Genomic DNA, 23,828 nt, shown 5'->3' with positions numbered 1-23,828 from the left:
AGGCTCATTCTCTCCATAAACCTTGAGCCTCAAACACCACCTTTTGCCACAGTATCCCTCTAACATCACCTCCCTGAAATTCTTGCTTGCTGAGTAGAACCTCTCACAACAAGCCTTTCCTCAAGAATTACCCTGCGAGGTTGGCTCAAAAACCCTTTCTCAATCCGCTCAAACAAGAGCATTGCAGCTGTCCTTCCTGCTTCATGTGTAGAGATACGCACACTGGTTAGCGGTGGTTGTAAAACCTCCCCGATAACGTCATCAACCCCCACAAGAGACAGGTCTTCGGGAATTTTGACACCGCTCTCACGAGCTGCTCTTAAAACTCCAATAGCAAGCTGCTCGCTGAAAGCGAAAATCGCCGTGGGAAGATCCCAACGAGCAAAGAGAGTCTTCGCACCAAGATATCCACTTTCCTGAGAATAATCGTCCACTTCAATCAAAAAATCTGGTGATGCGGTAACTCCAAATTCTTCCAGAGCTCTTTGGCAACCCTCAAATCGTCTCTTGCTGATACCACTCTCCCTCACTTTTACGAAGGCGATCTTCCGATGACCAAGCTCAAGCAGATACTTTGTTGCCCTGTAACACCCCCCTTCAGCATCCCCCATGACCACATCGAGCGCAGGAACACGGGTTGATCCATAGCAGTTGACGACGGGAATGCCACTTTCGATAGCTCTCTCGACCATTTCTCTCAAGGCCTCGTTGTACGGGGTCGAATAGATAATCCCCTCCACCCGGCTGCGGAGGAACATCTTAAAGAACCGCTCTGTCTTTGTGGTATCGTTATCATTGTTACAGAGAATCACGCTGTACCCCCGAGCAAAGGCCACGTCCTGAATCCCCCTCGCAATGCCAGCATAGAAGGGGTTGGTGATGTCTGGGAGAAGGTACCCTATGGTGAATGTGCGGCGGGTGCGCAGACTCTTTGCCACCAGATTGTGGTTGTAGTTGAGCTTTGCCGCTGCCTCGAGGACCTTTTTCCGTGTTTCTTTACTTACGTACCCGTAGTTCCCAAGGGCTCTGCTCGCGGTAGCAACGGAAACTCCAGCTTCCCTTGCTACGTCTTTGATGGTGACGGTTCTCCTTTCCATACTCTACCCCTTTCCCAGGAATATGGTAACGTTCTCATACCCCTCTGTCAAGGGGGATTTTCACAAAGTTCTCCACTCCTCACCAGCTGAGGGAAAGTCTCTTTCTTTCCACCTTTCAAATAGGAACACCCAGAGGCCCCCTTCGGATTCAGTAGCGATAGTGTATACCCCCCTAAAAAGAAGAAACAAGAAGAAACCAAATACAGATGTCCTCTCTGGTGCAGATTGCCTTCGGATGAGTGCAATGCCCCCCTGAAAAAGCAAAATAGGAAATCCTGCAGACCATGGCAGGAGTTATTCCGAACGGCGAGAACGTCGCAGACCTTGATAAAAATCCAAAGGGTATGGTATATTTTTACTGCCCGTGGGTCCATAGCTCAGCGGTAGAGCAGCCGGCTCATAACCGGTCGGTCCCTGGTTCGAATCCGGGTGGACCCACCATTCTTTCCCCTATGGAGGAGCGATGGAACCACTACAGAACGTTGTCTGGTTCTTTGAAGACATATTCCCCTCCTCCCTTGCTCTTCCCGAAGACCGCGTTGGTCTCCAGGTCCAGGCAAAAGACACTGTAGACAGGGTCATGGTGGCTTTAGAGCTCAATCCTCGGGTCCTTAAGAAAGCCGCAAGAGAAAGAATCGACCTTCTCTATCTTCACCACCCTCCCCTCTGGGAACCCCTCAGCAGGCTCTCTTACTTAGACCCTCTCTTTTCCATGCTTGCAGAGCTGTACTTCCAGAAAATCTCCGTCCTTGCCCATCACACCAATCTCGACCTTGCGCCAGGGGGGATTGCCGACCAGTGGGTAAAACTCCTGGGACTTGAGGGATCCACAAAACCTTTGCTACCAGTAATACACGGAAGAAAATACAAGATTGTGACCTTTGTTCCTCCTTCCCACCTCGATGAGGTGCTCAGAGCTCTCTTTGCCCAGGGTGCGGGGATTATAGGAAATTACGAGGAGTGTGCATTCCTTCTTCCGGGAACAGGAACCTTCCTTCCTCGGGCAGAAGCCCGGCCTTTCATTGGTACCCCCGGTCAGCGAGAGACAGTGGAGGAAATCCGGGTTGAAGTCGAGGTGATGTCTTCTTGCCTTGAAAAGGTTCTGGAAGCTCTCCACAGGACCCACCCCTATGAACAGCCCGTTGTGGATGTCTACCCTCTTGTGACGTTTTCCTCTTCAGCAGGCCTTGGGAGAACAGTACACCTCTCCTCCCCTCTCCCATGGGAGGCCTTCGAAGAGAGAATAGCTTCTCTGGCGATACCCCGTATGGAATTCTTTGGAGAGAGAAAGGCAGTTCTCCAGAAAATCGCCCTCTGTCCTGGAAGCGGAAGAAGGCTCGTTACCAGGGTCATCGAAGAAAGAGCTGATCTCTTCATCAGCGGAGACCTGACCCATCATGATGTTGAGACCCTTTGTCTTTCCAGCGTTTCTTACCTTCACCTTCCGCACGGTGAGGGGGAACGGCGAGCGCTCCGAGAACTTGTTCCTTCTCTAAGAGAACAGGCGCAAAAGAAAGGTTTGAAGGTCAGTATCCTCTTCGAAGAAGATGTCCCATGAGTGACATCCTTGGGCTTTTGCAGAAACTCCAGGAAATAGACCACCGGGGGGACAACCTGAAACAGAGGATTGCCAAAAGAACCAGGGAAGGAGAAACCCTTGAGGGAGAAAAAAGGCGGATAGAAGAGGAACTTCGCCTCCTGAAGCAGGCTCTGGAAAAGGCCCGTCTTGCGCTGGCCAGAAAGGAACTCGAACTCAAAGAGGCTGAAGAAAAGTGGATGACCACGAAGAACAAGCTCTACAGCGGAGAAATCACCTCTTCTAAGGAACTCGCTCAGTGGGAAAAAAGCATGAAAAAACTCGAAGAAACCAAAAGTCTCCTTGAGGACGAGATTCTTCTTGAGATGGAAAACGTGGAAAACCTGGAGCGGGAATTCCGGGAGAAAACAAAGCTCTCCTCCGAGCGCGAAAAGGACCTTACCCAGAGAATAGCCCTTATAGAGACAGAAATTGCTACTCTAAGGTCAGAACTTTCGTCCCTTGAAGCAGAGCGAGAAAGTATTGCCGCCCTGCTCCCCCAGGAAATCCTCATCCGCTACGAAGATCTTCGAAAGAAATTCCCAAACGCTGTTGTTCCCCTTGCAGGGGAAGTGTGTGAAGGATGCCATCTCACCGTGCCCACCGTGGTGGCCAAAGCAGTCCGAAGAAAAGAAGGCGTCGTGAGGTGCCCAAACTGTGGACGATTCCTCTGCTGAGCCGCTCGACGAACTCCTGGTCTTTGTCGATGGTGCCTCAAAGGGAAATCCGGGGGAAAGCGCCGCAGCCTTTGTGGTCTGTGACGGGGATGGTAACGTACTTTTTGAAATGGCCTCCCGGATCGGGATTGCAACGAACAACGAGGCAGAATACTGGGCATTACTTCTGGCCCTTGACTTTCTGCGCCAGTGGAAGGTGAAAAGACTCTCAGTCTTTTCCGACAGTGAGCTTCTGGTTCGACAACTCCAGGGCACCTACAGGGTTCGGTCTCCGAGGCTCTCTTCTCTTCACCAGCTGGTGAAAGAGCGTATTCAGGGATTTCCTTCGTTCACCATCACTCACATTCCCCGGGAGAAAAATCGACGGGCGGATTCCCTGGCTTCCGAAATACTCACTTCCCGTGTCCGGTTATAGTTGTTGAGGAGGGTAGGTCGGGCAACCGCGGGGAGTCAAAACTCCCTGAGGAAAGTCCGAGCTCCACAGAGCAGGGTGCTGGGTAACACCCAGTGGGGGTAACCCCAGGAAAGTGCCACAGAAAACATACCGCCCCGGAAGGGGTAAGGGTGAAAAGGTGAGGTAAGAGCTCACCGGACGCCGGGTGACCGGCGTGCCTGGCAAACCCCACCCGGAGCAAGGCTAAATAGGAAGGGATGAGGTGGCTCGCTGACCTTCGGGTTAGCCGCTTGAGGAGTGGGGCAACCCACTCCCCAGATAGATGGTTGCCACTCTCTCTCAGGGAGAGTACAGAACTCGGCTTACAGACCTGCCCTCCTCAAGCCACCCTTCGCCGCAGGACTGAATGGATCGCAATGGAAATGACAATGATGAGACCGTAAACAAGCTGTGTCCAGAACCCTGAAAGCCCCATAGCAATGATGCCAGCTTCAAGGATTCCAATGATAATGGCTCCGATGAAGGTCCCAAAGATAGTCCCCACACCACCCTCAACAGGTGTCCCACCAAGGAAAACAGCAGCGATAGTTTTTAGGAGATACCCCTGACCAAGGGTGGGCCAGAAGTAAAGGACTTCTAAACTTGCAAGGACTCCTGCAAAGGCTGCAAACCCGCCCATTTGTGTAAAGACAATGATTTTTACCCGATCTACATTGACTCCCATCACCCGGGCACTGGCCTCATTGTCTCCAGTATAGTAAATGTGAGCCCCGAACCGGTGCCGGTTCAAAACAAGCCAGAGGAAAAAGGCCACAACGACTGCCCAGAACATTTGAACCGGAATTTTTCCTAGAACCCTCCCCACAAGGAGGTAGTACAGGGGGCTCTCCTTGGTAGGAACCAGAGTCTTCCCCAACCCCTGACAAAGGACCTGGGTAAGACCAGCCCAGAAAAACTGTGTACCAATGGTGACCACAAGAGAGGGCAAGCGAAGCTTCACCACGAGAAGACCATTCAGGTATCCAGCAACAAGGCCAACAATAACACAAACAAGAAGGGCCAGAGCAACACTCCGCGTGGCATGGAAAACCTGGGTGAAAACGTACCCGCAAAACCCCATAATGGAAGGGAAGGAAAGGTCCATCTCGCCACAGATCACAACAAGAGTAAGCGAGAGGGCCATAATCATCGAAAACGGTATCGTGGACATAAAGGCAGCGTAGATATCCCCGGAGAGAAAAGTTTTCGGACTACTGATGATGAAAAGCAAAAGCAAAACGAAGAGGACAAAGAGAATGCTGACTTGCGTTCTGTTCTCCGAAAGCCATCTGTTCCTCATTCTTCTTCCCCCCAGAAAGAAGACTCAAAAAGAAAAGACCCCGGCAAGCAGCCGGGGTCTTTTCAGGGCATGAGTGACTCAAGACCATGAGGGGTCGTCGGTGTCCTCTGCGAGGTCTCACTCTCACCATTAAGACGACCGGTGCGGGCCACAAGGTAGAGCTTCTCAACGAGTTCCTCCAGAGAAATCGCCGCTTTCATAAACTCTCCTACCACCTTTCCCCGGTCAAGAATCACAATGCGATCCGCCACCGGGTACACGTGGTAGATGTTATGGGTGATGAAAATGGCCGATTTCCCTTTCTTCTTAATCTCCTCGACGAAACTCAACACCTTCTGTGTCTCAGAGAGTGAAAGACCCGTTGTTGGTTCGTCGAGAATAATGAGATCCGCCTGAAAGTGCAGAGCCCTTGCAATCGCCACACCCTGTTTTTCTCCTCCGGACATGGTCCCGACTATAGCGTCAACGCTGAGTGCCGAGGAAGTGAAACCCATGTACTCCCGGATGATTCGTTCAGCCTCTTCTCTCTGTTTTCGAATGTCTATGAACCCCCACCGGTTGGTGATCTCCCGACCCATGAAGATATTGCGCCAGAGGGAATGCTGCTCCGAAAGCGCCCGTTCCTGGAAGACCGTTTCGATACCCAGTTCTCGTGCCATGGCCACAGAGTAATTGACGAGCTTTTTCCCTTTCCAGTAAATCTCTCCCGAATCAGGCTGATGCACACCGGTGAGGATCTTGATAAGCGTTGACTTCCCCGCACCGTTGTCACCCAGAAGTCCGACGACTTCGTTGTACCCTACCTCGAAGTTGACCCCCCGGAGCACTTCCACATGCCCAAAGGATTTCCGAATATTGACCATCTTGACGAGAACTTCAGAAGGTTCAGCCATCCTCTCACCGAATCCCTTGCTCCACAAGCGGAGCGATTTCTTCAACGTTGGTCTTGTCCACAAGCCCAGACCCGGTGTCGATATGGAGGCCAGCAAACTTGTACTTAATGCTCATGCAGAGCTGGACAATCGGCAGGAACCCCTGCAGGAACTGCTGCTGGTCATGGATCAGGTCACAGTACCCTTTCCGCATAGCTTCAAGGGTGGCCGGGGAGAGGTCAAATCCAGCGCCATACATGTCGTCAGGTCCCTTCCCGGCGGCCTTAAAGTATGTTTCTAAAGTAGCAGTGAGCCCACCATGGTCCGTAACCACAAGCTTAACATCTGGATGCGAGGAAACATACGCAGCAAAGACCGGAGCGCCAAGGGGGGCATCGGCGTTCACTTCAGGGGAAATTTCGAGATAGTCCACAACAAGCCCTGCTTCTTCCAGAGCATCGATAACCCCCTTCGTTCTGAGACCGCGGGTAGGTTGCGAGAGAAGACCCCAGACCATAGCCCGGTCTCCAGCTTTAAGGTCGAAGCGCTCAAGGCATCCCTGACCCAGAAGCCGTCCAGACTCGTAGAGTTCCTGGCCGACATAACCAAAGCCTTTTGATCTATACTTTGCTTCAGCCTTAGGAAGGGTGGTGTTCTGCGAAGTCACGATAATACCCTGCGCGAAAGCCTCGTCAATGAGGGGCAGAAGGGCGTCGTCTCCGGGATGGCCCATAACAGCGATACCATCAGGTTTTGCCGCAACGGCTTCCTTGAACTGGCGCACCATCATTTCGGGATCCCAGTTCGACCAAACGTATTCCACCTTGCAGCCCATAAGCTTTTCAGCCAGCTGAGCACCACGGTACACAACGCTCGCAAACGGGCACCCTGGAGGACCACCGCAGAAGAATCGAATGGTAATATCCTTGAAGGGGCTTTCCTCCTGGGCAAGTGCCGAAGTTACAAAAGCCCCAAGGATAAGGAACACCGCAAATCCCAACACCCACAGCCGATTCCGCTTCATTCTGCTTCCCTCCTTTCAGAGTTTTTGCGGAATCCTCAAACACGCGAATTCCAAAAGACGCAATCCCAAAATGGCTTTCTTAGCCCTTTCTCACCTCCCTCACACCCAAACAGGATATACTCCGTACGTCTTCGCCGCCTCAAGAAAAGCCAGAAAGTTCTCCAGAGGTGTGTCAAGCTGCACGTGGTGGGTGGGAGCAATGATGAACCCTCCACCTGGAGCCATAACCCGAATGCGTTCTTGAACTTCGCGCCGAACCGTATCCGGAGTTCCAAAAGGAAGCGTCTCCTGCTCGTCAATGGTCCCCCAGAAGGAAAGCCGTGTACCATAGCGCCTCTTCAGGGCTGCAGGATCCATTGCCTTCGGCTGCACCGGGTTCAGAACATCAATGCCAATCTCGATAAGGTCCTCAATGATGGGTTCAATGTTGCCATCGCTGTGATAGGCAATGAAAATATCCGGGTTGAGACGCTTCAACTCCGAGCAGATGACAGCCATGCGGGGCTTCAGGTACTTCCTCCAGAGATCAGGAGCAATCAGCATTCCCCGTTGTGTTCCCACGTCGTCCCCAAGCCAGATGCCGTCAACACCCATCATAACGAGGCGCTTAACTGCCTCAAGGTGGAAGTAAAAGGGAATATCAAGGATAGCATTAGCTTTTTCTTCATCGGTCACCATATCCATGAGAAGTCGCTCCAAACCCCGGAGATACCATGCTCCTTCAAAGATTGTGCAAACGGTAACCCCAAGGATAAAGTAGTCCTTCCCATACCGCTTGAGAACTTCCTGCAAAGGAGCATAGAGTTCCTCCCGATGGGGGTCAGGAGGGACATAGGAAGCGATATTCTCGTCTTGAGAAAGAGGGTACCTGGCAATCTCGGTATACCTTCCCCTCCCAAAGGGCGTCTCGTACTCCACCTGCTTCCAGGTAATACCCCATTCGCAAACGTACACATCCTCTGAAGAAGCATAGTAAGAATTGGCAATCCCCACTGAGTACTGAATAATATCAAGCCCCAGGGCTTCTTCAAGGTCGTGAACGACGCCTCCATGGGGATTCAGATCCTGAGGGGGCAGGCCGAGATGCTGGCGCAGACGGCTGGCAAATTCCGGGGTGAAACTTGCCGTTATAGGTACACGGTCAGGTTCCTCATGGGAGAGGGCAACAATAACGCGTTCCTTGGAAGTCATGGCAACTCTCCTCCAGGGACCGACACCGTTTGCGGGGTTCTTCCCGCTTCCCAAAGGAGCGTTCGGCTCAAAAGCCGCTCGAATTGCTGAACGCTCTGGCTACTTGAGGTTCCCGAGAAAATGGGAATGGTGGGGAGATAGAAAGTAGGAGCGTCCAGAGTGAAGCCAAAGAGCAAATGCTGCACAAGGAAGACAAGGCTCAGAAAACCCTGGAGATAGGGGTACTGGTAAAGGCAGCAGTCAATAATCCCTTCCTCAAGGTAGGTTTCCCATTCTTTTGCCAGGTCATTCCCCACGACCACAATGCCCTGCTTTCCCGACTCTTTCAGGGCTCTTCCCACACCACAGTTTCCAAAAGCGGTGCTCACGAAAATCCCGCAAAGGCCTTCCTCTTTCAAAAGCTCCTCTTTGACCACCCGGTAGGCCTCTTCTTCGCCTTTGACCTCCACCACTCTGGACACGTCATAGGGAAGACCCCGTTCTCGCACAAAGTCAGTGAGTCCCTGCCAGCGCATAACGTGGGAAGGTGCCTGTTTGTGAGTGGTCAGGGTGTAGATAACCCCTTTTCTGTTCCCCAGAAGGAGCTGAAAAATGCGCCCCGCCATCCTCCCTGCTTCTCCACCATGCTGACCCACATAGAAGACGCGCTTACTCAAAGGGGCGTCAACATTGAAAGTCACCACTCTGGTCCCCCGGATGAAGAAAGCATTGATGAAGTAATCAAGACGGGTAAGGTCTGAGGGAACAATGGCAAGGCCGTCAATGCGCTCCCCGTGGAGAAGCTTTTCTAAGATTGTCGTTTGTTCGCCGAGATTGTGTCCTTGAGTCCGGTACATCTCAAAGTGGATCCCCCACGGAGCGAACGAACGTACAGCATCACTAACGCCCTCTTCCACTTTATCCCAGAAGAAGGCATCTGTCGGAAACAGCACCACAACTCTTTTTGGCTGCGGGAGAGGAAAAACTCCAGAAAAGGTATAACCCAACTCCCGCGCCCTCCGAACGATCTTTTCTCGCAATTCCGGATTAACCTTTCCCTTTCCACTCAAAGCCCGACTTACGGTGGCAATAGAAACATTGAGTTCCTTTGCAATGTCCCTTATAGTAACTTTTTTACCCACCGGTGCAAAACCCTTTCCTGGAGTTCAAAGAATGTCCCTCTTTTGCTCTCATATTACCAGAGACTTTCCCGAAAGACAACCCTGTCCCTCCCCAGGAGGGGAAGGACAGGGAAAGGATAGAGCCTCACTCAGTGAGGAACTTGTAAATCGTAACCTGTCTGTACACCTCTCCAGGAGAAAGGAGCGTGCTCGGGAAATTTGGGTGGTTGGGCGAATCGGGGTAATGCTGCGTCTCAAGGCAGAACCCGGCGTACTGCCCGTAGTACTTGCCGCCCTTCCCTTTGAGGTCAAGCCAGTTGCCCGTATAGAGCTGCACACCAGGCTGGGTGGTGTACACTTCCATAACGATGCCGCTTTCTGGAGCCTTTACCCGCGCCGCCAGTGCAAGCTCCCCGGTCTGATTGTTGAGCACAAAGTTGTGGTCATAACCCTTGAACGGTGGCTCGGCAAAGGCCTGGATCCGCTCACCGATTTTGCGAGGTTCGCGGAAATCAAGAGGAGTTCCAGCAACAGGAGCAATTTCGCCCGTGGGGATAAGATTGTTGTCAACGGGAGTGTAATTGTCTGCCACAATCATGAGCTCGTGGTTCAAAATGTCCCCTGAACCTTCGCCTTCGAGGTTAAAGTACGCGTGATTGGTGAGATTGACAACGGTGGGCTTGTCCGTGGTTGCCACGTACTCAATCTTCAGCGCGTTGTCGTTGGTCAGAGTATAGGTGACGGTCACGTCGAGATTCCCGGGAAAACCTTCCTCACCATCGTGACTCAGGTACTTGAGCCGCAGGGCAGGTCCCTCGGGCGTCTTCATCGGAATGGCTTTCCAAACTACATCCTGAAACCCCTTCACTCCTCCATGGAGCATGTTAGGACGGGCGCCACCAGCGTCGTTGCACGCCAGCTGATACGTTACTCCATCAATGGTGAACCGTCCCTGGGCTATACGGTTGGCATACCGTCCAACTATGCAGCCAAAGTAGGGGTCATTTGGTCCTTCGAACTCTGCAAGGGTGTCAAAGCCAAGAACGACATCCCTGAGAAGGCCGTTTTTGTCCGGAACCCAGAGCTCGGTAACAATGCCACCATAGTTGATAATCTTTACCATTGCTCCGTTGGCGTTGACAAGGGTGTACTGGTCAATGGGCGTACCGTCCTTGGTGAATCCGTAGAAGGACTTTTCAATGACCATGTCCTTGAGGGAAGCAGCAAATGCGCAGGACACGAGCACAAAGAGAACCAGCACCACACCACCAAAGAGCCGTTTCACAACTACACCCCCCCTAAAAGTGTTTTAGTGTTTTTAAACCCCATTTGCAACGGGGTTCACACTGAAAATAATAGGAGAAAAATTTCCAGAAGTCAACGAGGTCTTATAAAAAGTTTTCCAAAAGTGGGGAAGCTTCTGAGAGGAAGAGAAACAACTGTTTCCGTCTCAACCTCAAAGAATGGATTCAAGGTATTCCCTAAGCTTTTCAGGAGAGACTTTTCCTGTCGCTGCGGAAACAATTTTCCCCTGCCGGTTGAAGAAAACCAGGTGAGGAAGGAAAAAGACCCCAAAGTCCCTGCTCACGGAGAGATCCTGATCCACCACCACAGGATACCGGATGCCCTGGCGCTCGGCGAACTCGCGTACTTCCTCGGGGTACTTGACACCAACACCGACGATAACAAGGCCTTCCTCCCTGTAGGCTTCGTAGAGCTCGTTAAGGAGTGGAGCTTCTTCTTTACAGTCCTTACAGCGAGGAGAAAAGAAATACACAATAAGAGGGCGGCCGGAAAAACGGCTCAGACGAATACGGCGATTGTTGAGGTCGTAAAGGGAGAAATCTTTCTCAAGATGAGGCCGGGAAAGGGAGAAAAACGCATACACCCCTGCGAAAATCGCAATTCCGGCAAGAACCCAGAAAACGCGACGCCCCACTCTTCTCACTCCATTTCCTACCATGATGATAAGTCCAGTAAGAATTATTTCAGGGCTTCCTCTTCTCGTCAAGACCAAGAAGGAAAGAAAAAGAAACCCTCCAGAAGACTTGCCCCACAGGGGGCACAATGGCTATAGTTGTTCTGGAAAGGAGGACAGCCTATGGTCACCATAGAACGTGTTGCTCTCTGGGGATGGAAGAACAACATCCGCATCACCAATGGCACCGTGGAGGTTGTGGTCACTACAGATATCGGTCCCCGAATTCTCGTACTTCGTTTTGTCAACGAAAAGAATCTCTTCAGGGTTCTCGAAGAGGAGTGCGGAATTTGTGGAGGGAACGAATGGCACCTTTTCGGAGGACATCGTCTCTGGCACGCCCCGGAAGCTCGCCCTCGCTCGTATTCTCCTGACAATGACCCAGTCGCTTTCACCCCTAAGGAGCGGGGAGGAATCTTCACCCAAAGGGTTGAAGCGCTCACTGGAATTGAGAAGGAAATCGAGGTGGTCATGGATGACGAGGGGAACCACCTCACGGTCATACACCGCCTCACCAATCGAGGGGTCTGGCCTGTGGAACTTGCCCCCTGGGCTCTTTCGGTCATGGAACGGGGAGGAATAGCTATCATCCCTCAGGAACCCTATCAGAGCTGGTCGGAAAACCTTCTGCCTGTACGGTCATTAGCCCTCTGGGGGTATACCGATATGTCTGACCCCCGCTGGCTCTGGGGAAAAAGATATGTCACCCTGCGGCAGGATCCCGAAAAGACCTCTCCACAAAAAGCAGGCTTTGGCAACCGGTTCGGGTGGGGAGCATACTTCCTCGAGGGGTACCTCTTCGTCAAATATACACCGTACCTCCGGGGCGCCCTCTACCCCGACATGGGTTCTTCCTTTGAAATATACACAGACCACCGCTTTCTTGAACTCGAAACCCTAGGACCTCTTGTCCGTCTTGAGCCTGGGGAAACAGTGGAGCATCAAGAAGACTGGTTCCTGTTCAGGGGCGTCACCTGCGAAGACACCGAGGAGAGTATTGCCGAAAACATCCAACCCCTGGTGGAAGAAGCCCTTAAGGAAGGAAGCTTTATGTGTGACGGTGGGCAATATGAGAGGCACCAAAGGATTCGGGTTTGACCTTGGCCACAAAACCCATGCTCTCAATCATACCCACAACCTCACGAATCAGATTCCGGGTAGGACCATTCTGGCCAACGTCGATGTGGATTTCCACATTGTAGTTTGAAAGGTGGTTCCCGGGGAAGCGGTGGAGAAAGTCCACAAGCTTCTGAGACACCTGGAGCGAGAGGTAAGCTTCATGGTAGATGATGTCACGAATGGTCCGCACGTCTTTCAGATACACTCTCCTCCAAAAGTACCGCCCTCCAAAACCCACCCGGTGGATAATGAGGGCGGTAACGAATGCCCGAACAGGGGGAGTTTCCTGAACATCCTTCGAATCGGTGCCAATGATAATCCGATACTGGCGCTCCGGTTCTTCCCGGATGAACTCGAAGAGAGAAGAAACAACAGCCTCAAAGTCAAGCACCCCATATGTTGGACTGTGAAAAAGCAACTCCTGCATCATGGTCTTATTCTACCACGCTTCAGGAAAGGAGGTTGAGGAAGTGAAAAAATTTCTCTGTCTTTTCTTCCTTGCCTTTTTCACTCTTCCTGCCTTCTCCCAAGAAGATCCCTTCGCCCAGGCGCGGGAGAAAATGCTTGAGCAAGATATCATCGCACGGGGTATTACTGACTCCCGAGTCATTGAAGCCCTGCGCCGCGTTCCTCGCCACCTCTTCGTCCCCAAAGAACTGGAGAAGCTGGCCTACGAAGACACCCCACTTCCTATCGGACACGGACAAACCATCTCCCAGCCTTACATTGTGGCCCTCATGACTGAAAGCCTCAGGGTACGGCCAGGTGAGAGAATTCTTGAAGTGGGCACTGGCTCCGGGTACCAGGCAGCAATCCTCAGCGAAATAGGATGCGAGGTGTACACAGTGGAAATCATCAAGACTCTGGCTGACGAGGCACGGGAACGCCTTCTTCGACTTGGGTACAGGAACGTTTTGGTGCTCTGGGGTGATGGGTACCTTGGCTGGGAAGAAAAGGCCCCTTTTGACGGCATCATCGTCACCTGCGCTGTGGACCATCTCCCTCCTCCACTCCTTCAACAGCTCAAAGAGGGCGGAAGGATGGTTATCCCTGTCGGCCCACCCTGGAGCATTCAAAGCCTCCTTGTTGTGGAAAAACGCAAGGACGGCATCGTCACTGAGGACTTAGGAGCGGTTCGCTTTGTTCCCCTCACCAGGGAAAAAAGGATAGAGTAATAGGGAAAAAGCCAGATAGGCGAGAATGGCGAAAAACAGGGCTATCCAGAGCCCCCAGAAAAGCGAAACGAGGTGGGCGAGGAGAGAGGAAAATACCGAGAAGAATCCGTTCCAGGCAAAGACTTCTCCAAAAAGGTGAGGCGCAGTATGCTGGATGCCCTGGGAAAGGAGGGGGAAGGGAAAGCCGAGGAACCACCCCACAAGAGCAAGAATCGGCAACACAACACAGAGACTCCCCAGGGACGAGAAACCAAGCAATGTCTCCCGAAGACCAAAAAGACCAAGGAAACACCCGAGAAGAACAGCAGCATGGCTCAAAAGGAGGAATCGAGGGAAAGCCGTCCCTTTACAAAAGACGAAAAAGCTGCCAAGACCGGAAAAGAGAAGAAGCGCACCAAGAAGCAGGGAAAAGGCGTACAGAGGGAATCCCAGAAGCATGTGGAGGTAAACGATGAGAGGAATTTCCACAAACATGAAACCCACACCTGTGAGCACTCCTCCCAGGGAAAGCCGGAACCGGTACCTGGAGGGTGGGCGTTTCCTGAAAAAACAGGGAAGGAGGATGAAGAACCCTGAGAATCCACCCATCACAGCGAGTGTAAAGAGGACAACGAGAAACCCTGCTCCTCCAAAGGGGAGCCAGCGCTTTCCCACCTCCTTTAAGGCTTCCGCAAGGGCTGAAAGACGTAAGAAATTCCCGAAATACGGTCGGCTGTCCTGGGGAGGCCGAAGGTCAAAGAGCTTGCTACCTTTTCCTTCTAAAGCCGCACATACGGCACGGTAATACCGCTTTCCAGTGTGGAACACCTTCTCCATTTCTTCCTCGTTCCACGGACCATACACAAAGTCAAAAGCGTATTTTCGAACCAGAGAAAAAACGTTTTCAAGGTCGTCCCGAGTCCAGGGAGTCTTTTTCACAAGAAGGAGAGCAAAGTCAAGGCTCTTCACCACAAGGAGGCGTTCCCGTAGCTCTTCTCCCAGGACCTCTCTTAAAAGAAGAACGAGTTTGGGAAGAACAGAAGGAGGATTCTGGAGGAAAAACGAGAAAACCACGACTCCCCGGGCATCCAGAGCCTGAAAGAGATCCCTGACTCCTTCAACGGTCAGAAGGAAATTCTCCTCGAAAGAAAACCCTCCTGGAAATACCGTGGCTCTTCCCACAGGAACCCGAAGGACCACCATGTCCCAGAAAGCACGCCTTGCAGCGATGAACTTCCGGGGAAGACCCACATGAACACGGGCAGGAAAGAAAGGAACATGCTCCTTGAGAAAGGTGGAAAACAGAGAGGACTTCGTAATAAAGTCAACGGCCTGTACTCCTGCTGCCCATGCGGCATACACCGCAAGGCCATCTCGCTCTTCCACCACCAGGGCGCGACCTGGTCGAAACGCCTGAAAAGGAAGGGACATGAGGAGGTGTTCGAGAAAGTCGGAGTCCACCCTCTGGGGGAAATAAGCGGTGGTTACGTGATCGTGTATCAGGATGAAACTTTCGGGAGGAAGCCTCTGAAAAAGCGGACTCAGCCCCAAACCAAAACGCGCATGAGGAGAAGCAAATACCTCGAGATACTCTGCAGGATTCCGGTAAACCCCAAGGAGATAGGTATCGGGCAAAGCGGTGATCGCCCGGGAAGGGGCATAGGGGGAAAGGAAAGGCTGTAAGGGAAGAAACAGAAAGGGAAGGAAACACAGAGCAAAAAGCCTCTTCTTCCCCCGGTTTCCTGCAAAGGTAAGAAGGACAAGCAACGCAAAAAGCGCACGGAGCTCGTCAAGCACAAAAAGGAGCAGGAAGGCCCCACCCACCCCGAGTGCAGACCCGACGAAATTCAAGGCATAGAGAGAAGGGAAAAATTCTGGGAAAAGTTCAAAAGCAGTGACCTGAAGTAGGCCGTGGAAGAAAAAGGGAAAGAAGACAACGAAAAGGAGTCCCCCGAGATACACCCACTGCAGTGGGTGTACAAAGAACTGGTATACGTCAAGGGGGAGAAAAAGAAAGACTGCAGCAGAGGCAAGGAGGGAAAGTCCAAAAAGAGGAAAGATAAAACGCCGGAAGCGCTCTGAAAGCAAGGGATAAAGGGTTCCCGATGCCCCGTATCCCAGGGTGGCTAAAGCCACAGGAAGCGAAACGAAATGGTGCCCAAAAAGGAAAGCAAGAAGCCGAAAAAGGACCATTTCTCCTGCCAGGCAGATGAAAGCCACGAGAAAAACACGCTGTGCCAGGACTTTCCTCTCCATCTTCCCTCCCCTCCGGTATAATATTACCAGAGGACCGAAGCACATGAGGAAAGAAGTCGTCATACGATTCAAGCGGCTTACAGAACGAGCACGCCTTCCTCAGTTCGCTTACGAGGATGATGCCTGCTTTGACCTTTTCAGTCCCTGCGACCTCACCATCCCTCCGGGAGAAAGCGCGGTTGTCGACCTTGAAATCGCCTCCGAATTCCCCACAGGTTACGAGGTCGTCATTCGCCCCCGAAGCGGCATGGGAATCCGTCATGGCATCATGATTCATCCGGGGACCATTGATGCTGGGTACCGGGGAAGCTGGGTTGTGCGTCTTTTTAACTTCGGCACTGCTCCATACCGCATCTGCCAGGGGGACCGCATCGCTCAGGGAGCTCTCCGGGAAGTTCCAAGAGTACGGATCGTTGAAACCTCTACCCTCTCCCCTACCCAGAGAGGAGAACGGGGCCTTGGATCAACAGGAAGATGAGGAAGGAGGACACCTTATGGAGATTCTGGAAAGCCTCAGGAGAGAGCCAATTATTGCTTATCTCTCGATGGAAATCGCTCTTTTCAATGACATCCCAACCTACAGCGGTGGCCTTGGCGTCCTTGCCGGAGATACGGTACGGTCTGCGGCTGATCTCTCTTTGCCCTTTGTAGCGGTAACCCTTGTGAGCCGCAAGGGATATTTCCGGCAGGAAATCACCCCCGAGGGGTGGCAGGTCGAGCATCCGATGGAATGGGATGTGGAAAAAATCCTCACTCCCCTTCCTCAAAAGGTCACGGTCACCATAGAGGGCCGAAAGGTTATGGTAGGAGCCTGGGTGTATTTCTGGCGAAGCTTTATCGGAAGCATCGTTCCGGTCGTTTTCCTTGATACGGACCTTCCGGAGAACAACCCTGAGGACCGGACCATTACGGACTTTCTCTATGGCGGCGATCGGCGATACCGGCTGAAACAGGAGATTGTCCTTGGTGTCGGAGGGGCCCGCATGCTCAAAGCCTTAGGATTTGAGGTGCGAAAGTACCACATCAATGAAGGCCACGCAGCCCTCATCACGCTGGAGCTCCTCCGACAGAGCCCCCAATTTGACCCAGAGTTCGTGCGAGCCCGCTGTGTCTTCACCACCCACACCCCTGTGGAGGCAGGACACGACAAGTTCGCCTACGACCTCGTTCGCGAGGTCCTTGAGGAGCTTGTTCCCTTCCCTGTACTCCAGAAATACGGAGGAGAGGACCACCTCAACATGACCCTTCTTGCCCTCAACCTCAGCGGCTATGTAAACGGGGTTGCCCGTCGCCACAGCGAGGCCTCCCGTCACATGTTCCCTGGGTACGCCATCCACTCTATCACCAACGGTGTCCACAGCTTCGCCTGGACGAGCGAGAGCTTCCGCGTGCTCTTTGATCGGTATATCCCTGGATGGGCATATGAGCCGAGCTTCCTCTCCCGGGCGGACATCATTCCCGACGAGGAAATCTGGAGGGCACATCAGGAGGAAAAGCGGAAACTCCTTCAGTTCGTGAAAGAAAAAACTGGTGTCGAAATGGATGAGAATGTCCTGACCATCGGTTTTGCCCGGCGGATGACAGCTTACAAGCGACCGCTCTTCATTTTTTCCGACCTCACACGTCTTCGAAGGATCAAGCGAAAAGGGCCATTCCAGATTATTTTCGCCGGGAAAGCGCATCCTCAGGACTGGGAGGGGAAACGGTGCATTCAGGAAATCATTCGTCTTTCTCGGGAACTTGCCGCGGACATTAAAATCGCTTTTCTCGAGAACTATGACCTTGACACCGCCAAAAAAATGGTGGCGGGGGTTGATGTGTGGCTCAACACCCCCATGCGGCCCCTTGAGGCTTCAGGAACAAGCGGCATGAAAGCCGCCCACAATGGCGTGCTCCACTTCAGCGTTCTCGATGGATGGTGGATTGAAGGGCACGTTGAGGGAGTGACAGGCTGGTCTATAGGGCCAGAGAGTGAGGCAGGGAAAACCCCCCAGGAACTCCTTGAGGAGGAAGTGGACGACTTCTACAACAAACTGGAGTACCTCATCATTCCCCTGTACTACACACAGAAAGACCACTGGCGACAGCTTATGAAAAATGCCATTGGAAAAGTCGCCCCGTACTTCAACGCCCACCGCATGATGCGCCGCTATGTGACCGAAGCCTATTTCCACCAACCCCTCCTTGCGAATCACCTTGTCCAGGAGGAAACGGCAAGCTGAAACAAAAAAGCCCCGGCGCATGCGCCGGGGCTCCTCTTTTCGAGGACTCAGAGTTTTCTCACCCGCACTGCCTGAGGACCCTTGGTACCCTGCTGGACTTCGAACTCCACTGCCTGTCCCTGTTCCAGGGTCTTGAAGCCACTCCCCTCAATAGCCGTGTAGTGAACAAAAACGTCTCCACCTTCGTCAGACTCGATGAACCCGTACCCTTTCGTCGCACTGAACCACTTCACCTTACCGGTTGGCATTGAAACTGAAACCTCCTAAAAAGAAAATTCAGGGTTTGCGCAAACCCAAAAGCATGGTAGCACGGTGCGCTGTCGCCTGTCAATGGAAGTTGGAAAATTTTGTCTCCTCAGGAGCAATTTGCAGGGGCTTGAAGCTTCTCAAGAAAGCTGGTATATTTGTGGGCAGTTCACCAAAAGAAAGCGGGGATTGGACATGGCAAAGTGCGAGATCTGTGGGAAAAAGAGCTCTTTCGGGAATCAAATCAGTCACTCCCATCGGGTGAGTCGCAGGCTCTGGCGACCGAACGTGCAACGGGTACGAGCCATAGTGGAAGGAAGGGTTCAGCGCCTCTACGTGTGCACTTCGTGCCTTAAAGCAGGAAAAGTACAGAAAGCAGCCCGATAGGGGAGTCTCTATCGGGCTTTTCCTTCAGTAAGCCCGTATTCTCTCCGAGAGACGACGCACCGTTCCCCGAATGTCTTGTGCTGAAAAAACGAGAGACCCCGCCACGATAATGGAAGCACCGCAGGAGGCAAGGAACTCGATGTTCTCCTCCTTTACTCCTCCATCGATTGCAATCTCTACTCTGAGCCCTTTTTCCTGAATTCTTCGTCGAAGGGCGCGAATCTTCTCCTCCATCCCGGAAATGAACTTCTGGCCTCCAAATCCCGGGTTCACCGTGAGGAGAAGAACAAGGGAGAGCTTTCCAAGGACATGATCAAGGATTGTGAGGGGTGTTCCAGGACAGAGGGCAAGGCCACTCTTTTTCCCCACCCTGGCAATGTCCTGGAGTACGGCGTCGAAATCCTGAACCGCCTCGGCGTGGAAACTGATGAGGTCAGCTCCAGCCTGAGCAAAATCCCGAACAAAGGCCCGGGGATTGTCCATCATAAGGTGAACGTCGATGAAAGCTTCGGGAAGCACCTTCCGGACAGCCTCAACGATAAGAGGACCAAAGGTGAGGTTGGGAACGAAATGTCCGTCCATCACGTCGACGTGGATGATCTCTGCTCCCCCCTCCCAGGCTTCAAGGAGCTGTTCTCGAAGCCGGGAAAAGTCACAGGACAGAATCGATGGAGCAAGCTTCGCCATAAGTCTCTCCCCCGTTAGTCAATCTTCTTCTCCCAGTAGTAGTATCCGTTCAGGAAAATGGTGACCTTTCCTCGCCCCTTGGTGAGCGCAGAAACCTCCACAAGGTCTTCGCCTCTGTGTTCCCGCTCGTACACTACCCGTTCTCCCAGCTCGTCCTGCACCACCACCTGAACAGTGATGGGATTCTGGGAAGAGGGCAGGACAAAACGGAGGTTGAGGGTTTTCCTCCCATCGGCTTCCGCTTGCGGACGTTCCTGGGCCCTGGTGACCTGAAGGCGAAGGCTCTCCCCCCGGGGAACAAGCTCCCCCGCTTGTGGGTTCTGCCCCACCACGATTCCTCCAGGACGTCCCTCCGAGGAGACCTCCTCAACGCTCCCCACCACAAGGCCATTCCGGGCAAGGACCTCCTGAGCTTCCTCAAGCCGGAGTCCAACGACATCGGGGACCTCGACTTCCCCAGTCCCTCCTCCCTTTCCCGCAGAGATAAGAAGGTGCACAAGGCTTCCCGGAGCCACTTCCGTTTGAGAAGCAGGATTCTGGGAAATGACGTATCCCCGGGGGAGCGTGTCATGGCTCACCTCCACAACCCTCCCCACCCGCAGGCCGCTCCCCTCAAGGATGCTCTGCGCCTCTTCAAGACTCTTCCCCCGAACGTCAGGGAGAGATACCTGACCTTTTTGAGGAGTCACCGGCACGCCTTCTGAGAGCGTTCCGTTCACCACCACCTGGAGGCGGGTGTTCCTCTTGGCCCGGGCCCCAGGAGGCGGATTCTGATCAAGGACGGCAAGAGGAGGAGCACCGGGGTCAGAGGTAACCCTCTCCACTTCAAGGCGCAGGCCAAGGCGGGTTGCCTTATTGATGGCTTCAAGAAGCGTCATGTTTCGCACATCGGGAACAGGAACGCTTCCGCTGCCGACATATCCCTCAAAAAGCACAAAACCCACAAAAAAGCTCACAAAAAGGCCAAGGCCAAAAAGCAGTGCTGCCCCAAACACCCTTCCCAGGAACTCAAGAAGTCGTGACTTTTTCTGGTCCTCCCTGCGCTCCTGCCTCACGCCTTCTTCCTCCAGATAGCCACGAAAAACCCGTCACAGAAAAGATCATGGGGCCAGAGGAAAACAAAACCATCTCTGACCCTTCCCGGAACCTCCCCCTCAGGCTCCACCCGCACCAGTGCAGGCCCCTTCTCCTGCTCAAAAGCTTCTGCAACCCCAACGGTTTCCTCCCAGGTTAAAGTGCACACAGAGTATACCATGAGCCCCTGGGGTCTGACCACCTGAAAGGCTTCGCGGAGAAGCTCAAGCTGCAGCGAGGCACACTGCCTGACGCTCTCCGGTGTGGCTTTTAAAAGGGCTTCCGGATTGCGGCGAACAGTCCCCAGGTTCGAGCAGGGCGCATCAAGGAGAAGACGGTCCGCCACGAACCAGAACCTTTCGGGAATCCGGAGACAATTGAGAACCTCAGGCTGGACGATTAAAACGCCACTTCGCCGCATAAGCCCTTTCAGAACTTCAATCCGCCGCTTTTTCTTATCCCAGGCAAAGAGCTTTCCTTCATTCCCCATAAGCTGAGCCAGAAGGAGAGTCTTCCCTCCCACCCCACAACAGGCGTCGACCACAACCTCGCCGCTTTTTGGTGCTACGAGGTGCCCGACAACCTGGGAACCGAGATCCTGGGGATAGAAAAGACCCTGGGCGTACTCCGGAGTACGCACGAGTGCAGAATAACTGGAAACCACTTCCAGTGCCCCACTGATGCGGCTTCTCCTGCTGGGAATACCTCGCTGAGCAAGGAGCTTTTGGAGTTCCTCCTCTCCTATTCGCAGCGTGTTGACCCGAATGTAAAGGGGCGGTGGAAGAGCAAGAGACCTCAGGAGAACGTGTAATTCCTCCTCAGGCAAAACCCTCCTCCACTCTGCTTCAAGCCAGGCAGGGAGGTCAATACCCCACTTTTCAGCCTGAGCACGATGGGCCGCAAGATCCCGTTCCACATTCCGCAGAACTGCATTGACGAGGGGGACAAAGGCGACCTGGCCAAAGGACCGCACCACTTCGACCCATTCGTGAACAACAGCGAAGGGAGGAACACGGGTGTGGAAAAGAAGCTGGAACATCCCTAACCGAAGGGCATTCTGAATCACAGGGGGAAGTCGTTCCCATTTTGGAAGGTACGTCCTGGCCAGGGTATCGAGCTTTTCCCGAAACTTCACCACTCCCCGCACAAGGCTCACCAGCAAATCTCGCTCGTGGGGGGAATACCTCAAAGAGCAGGCCGTGTAGGCCTGATCCAGGAAAGCAATCCGTCCCTCGTAGAGACGGATGAGAATGGACAGCGCGTCACGACGGTACCTGTCGACCAACCCTTACTCCCTGCTCTCCCGGAGAAGCAAGAGCCTCACAAGCTGTAAGGCAGCTATGGCAGTTGCAGCAACATAGGTCAGAGCTGCAGCGCTGAGCATCTGTCGTACCAGGGGTTTCTCCTCGGGGGCAATGAAGCCCAGGCGATCCAGAACTCCATAGGCCCTCCGGCTGGCGTCGAACTCCACGGGAAGGGTCACAAGCTGGAAAAGTACCGCAAGGCTGAAGAAAAGAATACCAAGATCCATCAGAGGCCGAAGGGCAAAGAGAAAGCCGAGGAAAAAGAGAGGAAGCGCGAGTTGGGACCCAAACCCGGCAACGGGGACAAGGACACTCCGAAGGGCAAAGGCAGAATACCCTTCACGCTTCTGCAGGACATGCCCCACTTCGTGGGCAACGATGGCAAGGTCAGCCACCGAGGTTCCCCGGGCAACAGACCGGGAAAGTCGCAGGGCCTCCCGGGAGGGATCGTAGTGGTCCGTCAAAGCCCCAGGGATTTCCTCAATCTTCACCCGAAGCCCAAGATGCTGCACGAGTTCCTCCGCAACCTGAAGACCGGAAAGACCCACCCGGGCTCTCTTCCGGGAAAGGAGAGCATAGGTCTGCGTCACCTTGGTGTGAGCATACAGGGCAAGAAGAAGCGCTGGAATGAGTATCAAAAAGGTCGGGTCAAGGAAGAACACTTCACCTCACCTCCTCACCCATTCTCTGACCCACGGACAAGCGATACCCGCACACGAATTCCCATGAAGACATGACTCGCCTCCCCTCAGGCTGGAGCCTGCGAATGACCACTAAACCTTCTCCAGCGCACACCACAATACCTTTTTCTTTCTCTATACGATGAATAGTTCCGGGAGGACAAGGAGTTCCATTGTTCTCTTCCCAAAAGGCCTCAAGAATTTTCAGGCGTTTCCCGGCAAAAAAAGTATACGCCCCGGGAGAGGGGAAGAAGGCCCGAACCTGACGGACGATATACCATGCGGGACTTTCCCAGTTAATACGGGCTTTCTCCTTTTCCACCACCGGAGCATACGACGGCTCTCCTTCCTGGGGACAAGGCGTAATGCGCCCCTCCTTCCAGGCCGGGAGGACTTCCCGGAGGAGCTTCCCGCCCAGAGTTCCGAGCTTCTCAGTCAGGGAAGCATAGGTGTCCTTGGGCAGGACAGGGAGTGACTTCTGAGCAAGGATGGGTCCTGTATCAACGCCCTCGTCCATAAGCATGATGGTCACCCCTGTTACCTCTTCACCGTTGAGGAGCGCCCAGCGGATGGGGTCCGGACCCCGGTATTGAGGGAGGAGCGAGGCGTGGACATTGATGCACCCAAGAGGTGGCAGGGAAAGGAGGTCTTTCTTCAGAATCTGCCCATACGCAGCAACCACGATAACGTCACATCGCAATGACCGCAAAAACTCCACAAAGTCGGGACGGTTAACCCGCTCAGGTTGCCATACTGGAAGTCCCAGGCGTTTCGCTTCGCAGCACACCGGAGGGGACACAGGGCGCAATCCACGCCCGGCCCTCCGGTCCGGGCGGGTGACAACCCCAAGGATTTCCAACTCTCCATCTCCAACGAGTTCCGTCAGCACCCTGACCGCAAAAGAAGACGTTCCCATGAAGACAACTCTCAACTTCAGGAGGCTCCCTCCCGGGCAATCCTTTTCAGTTTGCTGCTCAAAAGCAATCTCTTTGCCGGGTGCAAACGATCCACAAAAAGAACACCATCGAGGTGGTCAATCTCGTGCTGGAAGATACGGGCAAGAAGACCACCGGCCTCGATTTCCACATCCTTTCCCCCAAGGTCAATCCCCCGCACCAGGACACGGGAAGCCCGCTCAACCTTTCCGTAGACCTCAGGAATGCTCAGACACCCTTCCTCGCCGACTTCCCGCTCCGCACTCATTGCGACAATTTCAGGATTGAGAACCACAAGGTCCTGTCTGGTTTCCGGGTGGAGGACAACGATGATGCGCAGAAGCGCCCCAACCTGGTTCCCGGCAAGGCCTATACCCGAAAACGCATGCATGGTTTCCCGCATGTCCTGTGCCAGAGCCACAATGTTCCCATCTATGCTGGTTACAGGCTGTGCTTTTTTACGAAGCAGAGGGCTTCCATACCTCTCAAGAACCCGAAGCGCCACTGGCCATTCCT

At 53.4% G+C, this 23,828-nt stretch carries 25 protein-coding genes, 1 tRNA gene and 1 other RNA gene; 10 read left to right on the top strand and 17 right to left on the bottom strand.

Features of this window, described 5'->3' with window-relative positions:
- Positions 1 to 65: 65 nt before the first annotated feature.
- Positions 66 to 1,097 carry a LacI family DNA-binding transcriptional regulator gene (locus ACPT9Q_RS10450; protein ID WP_427365792.1) on the bottom strand — a complete coding sequence of 344 codons (1,032 nt, stop codon included), beginning with the start codon at positions 1,095 to 1,097 and terminating at the stop codon, positions 66 to 68.
- 366 nt (positions 1,098 to 1,463) lie between these two features.
- Here ACPT9Q_RS10450 and ACPT9Q_RS10445 point away from each other — a divergent pair.
- The 5 genes from ACPT9Q_RS10445 to rnpB all read left to right on the top strand — a co-directional run bounded on the left by ACPT9Q_RS10445 (position 1,464) and on the right by rnpB (position 4,125).
- A tRNA-Ile gene (locus ACPT9Q_RS10445) sits at positions 1,464 to 1,538 on the top strand.
- Positions 1,539 to 1,560: 22 nt separating this feature from the next.
- Positions 1,561 to 2,655, top strand: a complete 1,095-nt coding sequence (locus tag ACPT9Q_RS10440) for a Nif3-like dinuclear metal center hexameric protein (RefSeq protein WP_427365791.1) — start codon at positions 1,561 to 1,563, stop codon at positions 2,653 to 2,655.
- A complete protein-coding gene (locus tag ACPT9Q_RS10435; protein WP_427365790.1) occupies positions 2,652 to 3,350 on the top strand; it encodes a zinc ribbon domain-containing protein in 699 nt (232 codons plus the stop codon). Before ACPT9Q_RS10440 ends, ACPT9Q_RS10435 begins: the two co-directional genes overlap by 4 nt.
- Positions 3,331 to 3,765, top strand: coding sequence for a reverse transcriptase-like protein (locus ACPT9Q_RS10430; protein WP_017873228.1), 435 nt, complete (start codon positions 3,331 to 3,333; stop codon positions 3,763 to 3,765). Before ACPT9Q_RS10435 ends, ACPT9Q_RS10430 begins: the two co-directional genes overlap by 20 nt.
- 9 nt (positions 3,766 to 3,774) lie before the next feature.
- Positions 3,775 to 4,125: RNase P RNA component class A (gene rnpB, locus ACPT9Q_RS10425), an RNA gene on the top strand.
- On the opposite strand, the gene ACPT9Q_RS10420 is transcribed toward rnpB, so the two are convergent.
- The 7 genes from ACPT9Q_RS10420 to ACPT9Q_RS10390 all read right to left on the bottom strand — a co-directional run bounded on the left by ACPT9Q_RS10420 (position 4,124) and on the right by ACPT9Q_RS10390 (position 11,209).
- Positions 4,124 to 5,083 (bottom strand): ABC transporter permease subunit, encoded by a 960-nt coding sequence (locus tag ACPT9Q_RS10420; RefSeq protein WP_017873229.1) that lies wholly within the window; start codon positions 5,081 to 5,083, stop codon positions 4,124 to 4,126. The genes rnpB and ACPT9Q_RS10420 overlap by 2 nt on opposite strands.
- Before the next feature lie 62 nt (positions 5,084 to 5,145).
- Positions 5,146 to 5,976, bottom strand: coding sequence for an ATP-binding cassette domain-containing protein (locus ACPT9Q_RS10415; protein WP_017873230.1), 831 nt, complete (start codon positions 5,974 to 5,976; stop codon positions 5,146 to 5,148).
- A gap of 4 nt (positions 5,977 to 5,980) precedes the next feature.
- Positions 5,981 to 6,979: a substrate-binding domain-containing protein gene (locus ACPT9Q_RS10410; protein ID WP_427365789.1), complete on the bottom strand. Its 999-nt coding sequence runs from the start codon at positions 6,977 to 6,979 to the stop codon at positions 5,981 to 5,983.
- Positions 6,980 to 7,078: 99 nt separating this feature from the next.
- A complete protein-coding gene (locus ACPT9Q_RS10405; protein WP_427365788.1) occupies positions 7,079 to 8,170 on the bottom strand; it encodes a uroporphyrinogen decarboxylase family protein in 1,092 nt (363 codons plus the stop codon).
- A complete protein-coding gene (locus ACPT9Q_RS10400) occupies positions 8,167 to 9,291 on the bottom strand; it encodes a substrate-binding domain-containing protein (RefSeq protein WP_017873232.1) in 1,125 nt (374 codons plus the stop codon). Before ACPT9Q_RS10400 ends, ACPT9Q_RS10405 begins: the two co-directional genes overlap by 4 nt.
- A 124-nt stretch (positions 9,292 to 9,415) precedes the next feature.
- Positions 9,416 to 10,477, bottom strand: coding sequence for a galactose-1-epimerase (locus ACPT9Q_RS10395; protein ID WP_026137299.1), 1,062 nt, complete (start codon positions 10,475 to 10,477; stop codon positions 9,416 to 9,418).
- Positions 10,478 to 10,726: 249 nt separating this feature from the next.
- On the bottom strand, positions 10,727 to 11,209 hold the full coding sequence (locus ACPT9Q_RS10390; RefSeq protein WP_427365787.1) for a TlpA family protein disulfide reductase: 483 nt from the start codon (positions 11,207 to 11,209) through the stop codon (positions 10,727 to 10,729).
- 162 nt (positions 11,210 to 11,371) lie between these two features.
- Between ACPT9Q_RS10390 and ACPT9Q_RS10385 the strand changes: the two genes are divergently transcribed.
- Positions 11,372 to 12,346: a hypothetical protein gene (locus tag ACPT9Q_RS10385; protein WP_427365786.1), complete on the top strand. Its 975-nt coding sequence runs from the start codon at positions 11,372 to 11,374 to the stop codon at positions 12,344 to 12,346.
- On the opposite strand, the gene ACPT9Q_RS10380 is transcribed toward ACPT9Q_RS10385, so the two are convergent.
- Positions 12,297 to 12,797 carry a ribonuclease H-like YkuK family protein gene (locus tag ACPT9Q_RS10380; protein WP_017873235.1) on the bottom strand — a complete coding sequence of 167 codons (501 nt, stop codon included), beginning with the start codon at positions 12,795 to 12,797 and terminating at the stop codon, positions 12,297 to 12,299. The two genes, ACPT9Q_RS10385 and ACPT9Q_RS10380, sit on opposite strands and share 50 nt — an antisense overlap.
- A 40-nt stretch (positions 12,798 to 12,837) precedes the next feature.
- On the opposite strand from ACPT9Q_RS10380, the gene ACPT9Q_RS10375 reads away from it, so the two are divergent.
- Positions 12,838 to 13,542 (top strand): protein-L-isoaspartate(D-aspartate) O-methyltransferase, encoded by a 705-nt coding sequence (locus ACPT9Q_RS10375; protein ID WP_427365785.1) that lies wholly within the window; start codon positions 12,838 to 12,840, stop codon positions 13,540 to 13,542.
- Here ACPT9Q_RS10375 and ACPT9Q_RS10370 read toward each other — a convergent pair.
- Positions 13,492 to 15,777, bottom strand: coding sequence for a hypothetical protein (locus tag ACPT9Q_RS10370; RefSeq protein ID WP_017873237.1), 2,286 nt, complete (start codon positions 15,775 to 15,777; stop codon positions 13,492 to 13,494). The genes ACPT9Q_RS10375 and ACPT9Q_RS10370 overlap by 51 nt on opposite strands.
- 43 nt (positions 15,778 to 15,820) lie before the next feature.
- On the opposite strand from ACPT9Q_RS10370, the gene dut reads away from it, so the two are divergent.
- Together dut and glgP are read left to right on the top strand one after the other, a co-directional pair.
- Positions 15,821 to 16,255 carry a dUTP diphosphatase gene (gene dut / locus ACPT9Q_RS10365; RefSeq protein ID WP_017873238.1) on the top strand — a complete coding sequence of 145 codons (435 nt, stop codon included), beginning with the start codon at positions 15,821 to 15,823 and terminating at the stop codon, positions 16,253 to 16,255.
- A gap of 16 nt (positions 16,256 to 16,271) precedes the next feature.
- Complete coding sequence (gene glgP, locus ACPT9Q_RS10360) at positions 16,272 to 17,999, top strand: alpha-glucan family phosphorylase (protein WP_427365784.1); 1,728 nt, start codon at positions 16,272 to 16,274, stop codon at positions 17,997 to 17,999.
- A 47-nt stretch (positions 18,000 to 18,046) separates the two neighbouring features.
- On the opposite strand, the gene ACPT9Q_RS10355 is transcribed toward glgP, so the two are convergent.
- Positions 18,047 to 18,247 carry a cold shock domain-containing protein gene (locus tag ACPT9Q_RS10355; protein ID WP_017873240.1) on the bottom strand — a complete coding sequence of 67 codons (201 nt, stop codon included), beginning with the start codon at positions 18,245 to 18,247 and terminating at the stop codon, positions 18,047 to 18,049.
- A gap of 82 nt (positions 18,248 to 18,329) precedes the next feature.
- Between ACPT9Q_RS10355 and rpmB the strand changes: the two genes are divergently transcribed.
- Positions 18,330 to 18,632, top strand: coding sequence for a 50S ribosomal protein L28 (rpmB, locus tag ACPT9Q_RS10350; protein WP_017874030.1), 303 nt, complete (start codon positions 18,330 to 18,332; stop codon positions 18,630 to 18,632).
- Between the two features lie 24 nt (positions 18,633 to 18,656).
- Here rpmB and rpe read toward each other — a convergent pair whose 3' ends face one another.
- The 6 genes from rpe to def are packed head-to-tail and all read right to left on the bottom strand — an operon-like array spanning position 18,657 to position 23,817.
- Positions 18,657 to 19,319 carry a ribulose-phosphate 3-epimerase gene (gene rpe / locus ACPT9Q_RS10345; protein ID WP_427365783.1) on the bottom strand — a complete coding sequence of 221 codons (663 nt, stop codon included), beginning with the start codon at positions 19,317 to 19,319 and terminating at the stop codon, positions 18,657 to 18,659.
- Positions 19,320 to 19,333: 14 nt separating this feature from the next.
- Positions 19,334 to 20,374: a PASTA domain-containing protein gene (locus ACPT9Q_RS10340; protein WP_427365782.1), complete on the bottom strand. Its 1,041-nt coding sequence runs from the start codon at positions 20,372 to 20,374 to the stop codon at positions 19,334 to 19,336.
- A complete protein-coding gene (locus ACPT9Q_RS10335; protein ID WP_427365781.1) occupies positions 20,371 to 21,678 on the bottom strand; it encodes an RsmB/NOP family class I SAM-dependent RNA methyltransferase in 1,308 nt (435 codons plus the stop codon). The genes ACPT9Q_RS10340 and ACPT9Q_RS10335 overlap by 4 nt, the downstream gene beginning before the upstream one ends.
- A 3-nt stretch (positions 21,679 to 21,681) precedes the next feature.
- Positions 21,682 to 22,359 carry a zinc metallopeptidase gene (locus ACPT9Q_RS10330; protein WP_427365779.1) on the bottom strand — a complete coding sequence of 226 codons (678 nt, stop codon included), beginning with the start codon at positions 22,357 to 22,359 and terminating at the stop codon, positions 21,682 to 21,684.
- 1 nt (position 22,360) lies between these two features.
- Complete coding sequence (fmt, locus tag ACPT9Q_RS10325) at positions 22,361 to 23,308, bottom strand: methionyl-tRNA formyltransferase (RefSeq protein ID WP_427365778.1); 948 nt, start codon at positions 23,306 to 23,308, stop codon at positions 22,361 to 22,363.
- Positions 23,309 to 23,310: 2 nt separating this feature from the next.
- The gene (gene def / locus ACPT9Q_RS10320) at positions 23,311 to 23,817 is read right to left on the bottom strand and encodes a peptide deformylase (RefSeq protein WP_017872717.1); all 507 of its coding nucleotides are present in this window, start codon (positions 23,815 to 23,817) and stop codon (positions 23,311 to 23,313) included.
- Between the last annotated feature and the right edge of the window lie 11 nt (positions 23,818 to 23,828).

The organism is Candidatus Caldatribacterium saccharofermentans, assembly GCF_050267035.1.
In the GTDB taxonomy this organism is placed as follows: Bacteria; Atribacterota; Atribacteria; order Atribacterales; family Caldatribacteriaceae; genus Caldatribacterium; species Caldatribacterium saccharofermentans.
This window is presented reverse-complemented; position numbering and strand designations above follow the sequence as displayed.

What these genes read in the sequence shown, in the direction of transcription:
- ACPT9Q_RS10370 (WP_017873237.1), bottom strand. Translation starts at nt 15,777, where the DNA reads ATGGAGAGGAAAGTCCTGGCACAGCGTGTTTTTCTCGTGGCTTTCATC.
- ACPT9Q_RS10405 (WP_427365788.1), bottom strand. Translation starts at nt 8,170, where the DNA reads ATGACTTCCAAGGAACGCGTTATTGTTGCCCTCTCCCATGAGGAACCT.
- glgP (WP_427365784.1), top strand. Translation starts at nt 16,272, where the DNA reads ATGGAGATTCTGGAAAGCCTCAGGAGAGAGCCAATTATTGCTTATCTC.
- ACPT9Q_RS10355 (WP_017873240.1), bottom strand. Translation starts at nt 18,247, where the DNA reads ATGCCAACCGGTAAGGTGAAGTGGTTCAGTGCGACGAAAGGGTACGGG.
- ACPT9Q_RS10435 (WP_427365790.1), top strand. Translation starts at nt 2,652, where the DNA reads ATGAGTGACATCCTTGGGCTTTTGCAGAAACTCCAGGAAATAGACCAC.
- ACPT9Q_RS10420 (WP_017873229.1), bottom strand. Translation starts at nt 5,083, where the DNA reads ATGAGGAACAGATGGCTTTCGGAGAACAGAACGCAAGTCAGCATTCTC.
- ACPT9Q_RS10450 (WP_427365792.1), bottom strand. Translation starts at nt 1,097, where the DNA reads ATGGAAAGGAGAACCGTCACCATCAAAGACGTAGCAAGGGAAGCTGGA.
- ACPT9Q_RS10385 (WP_427365786.1), top strand. Translation starts at nt 11,372, where the DNA reads ATGGTCACCATAGAACGTGTTGCTCTCTGGGGATGGAAGAACAACATC.
- ACPT9Q_RS10380 (WP_017873235.1), bottom strand. Translation starts at nt 12,797, where the DNA reads ATGATGCAGGAGTTGCTTTTTCACAGTCCAACATATGGGGTGCTTGAC.
- dut (WP_017873238.1), top strand. Translation starts at nt 15,821, where the DNA reads ATGAGGAAAGAAGTCGTCATACGATTCAAGCGGCTTACAGAACGAGCA.
- rpmB (WP_017874030.1), top strand. Translation starts at nt 18,330, where the DNA reads ATGGAAGTTGGAAAATTTTGTCTCCTCAGGAGCAATTTGCAGGGGCTT.
- ACPT9Q_RS10410 (WP_427365789.1), bottom strand. Translation starts at nt 6,979, where the DNA reads ATGAAGCGGAATCGGCTGTGGGTGTTGGGATTTGCGGTGTTCCTTATC.
- ACPT9Q_RS10415 (WP_017873230.1), bottom strand. Translation starts at nt 5,976, where the DNA reads ATGGCTGAACCTTCTGAAGTTCTCGTCAAGATGGTCAATATTCGGAAA.
- ACPT9Q_RS10440 (WP_427365791.1), top strand. Translation starts at nt 1,561, where the DNA reads ATGGAACCACTACAGAACGTTGTCTGGTTCTTTGAAGACATATTCCCC.
- ACPT9Q_RS10395 (WP_026137299.1), bottom strand. Translation starts at nt 10,477, where the DNA reads ATGGTCATTGAAAAGTCCTTCTACGGATTCACCAAGGACGGTACGCCC.
- rpe (WP_427365783.1), bottom strand. Translation starts at nt 19,319, where the DNA reads ATGGCGAAGCTTGCTCCATCGATTCTGTCCTGTGACTTTTCCCGGCTT.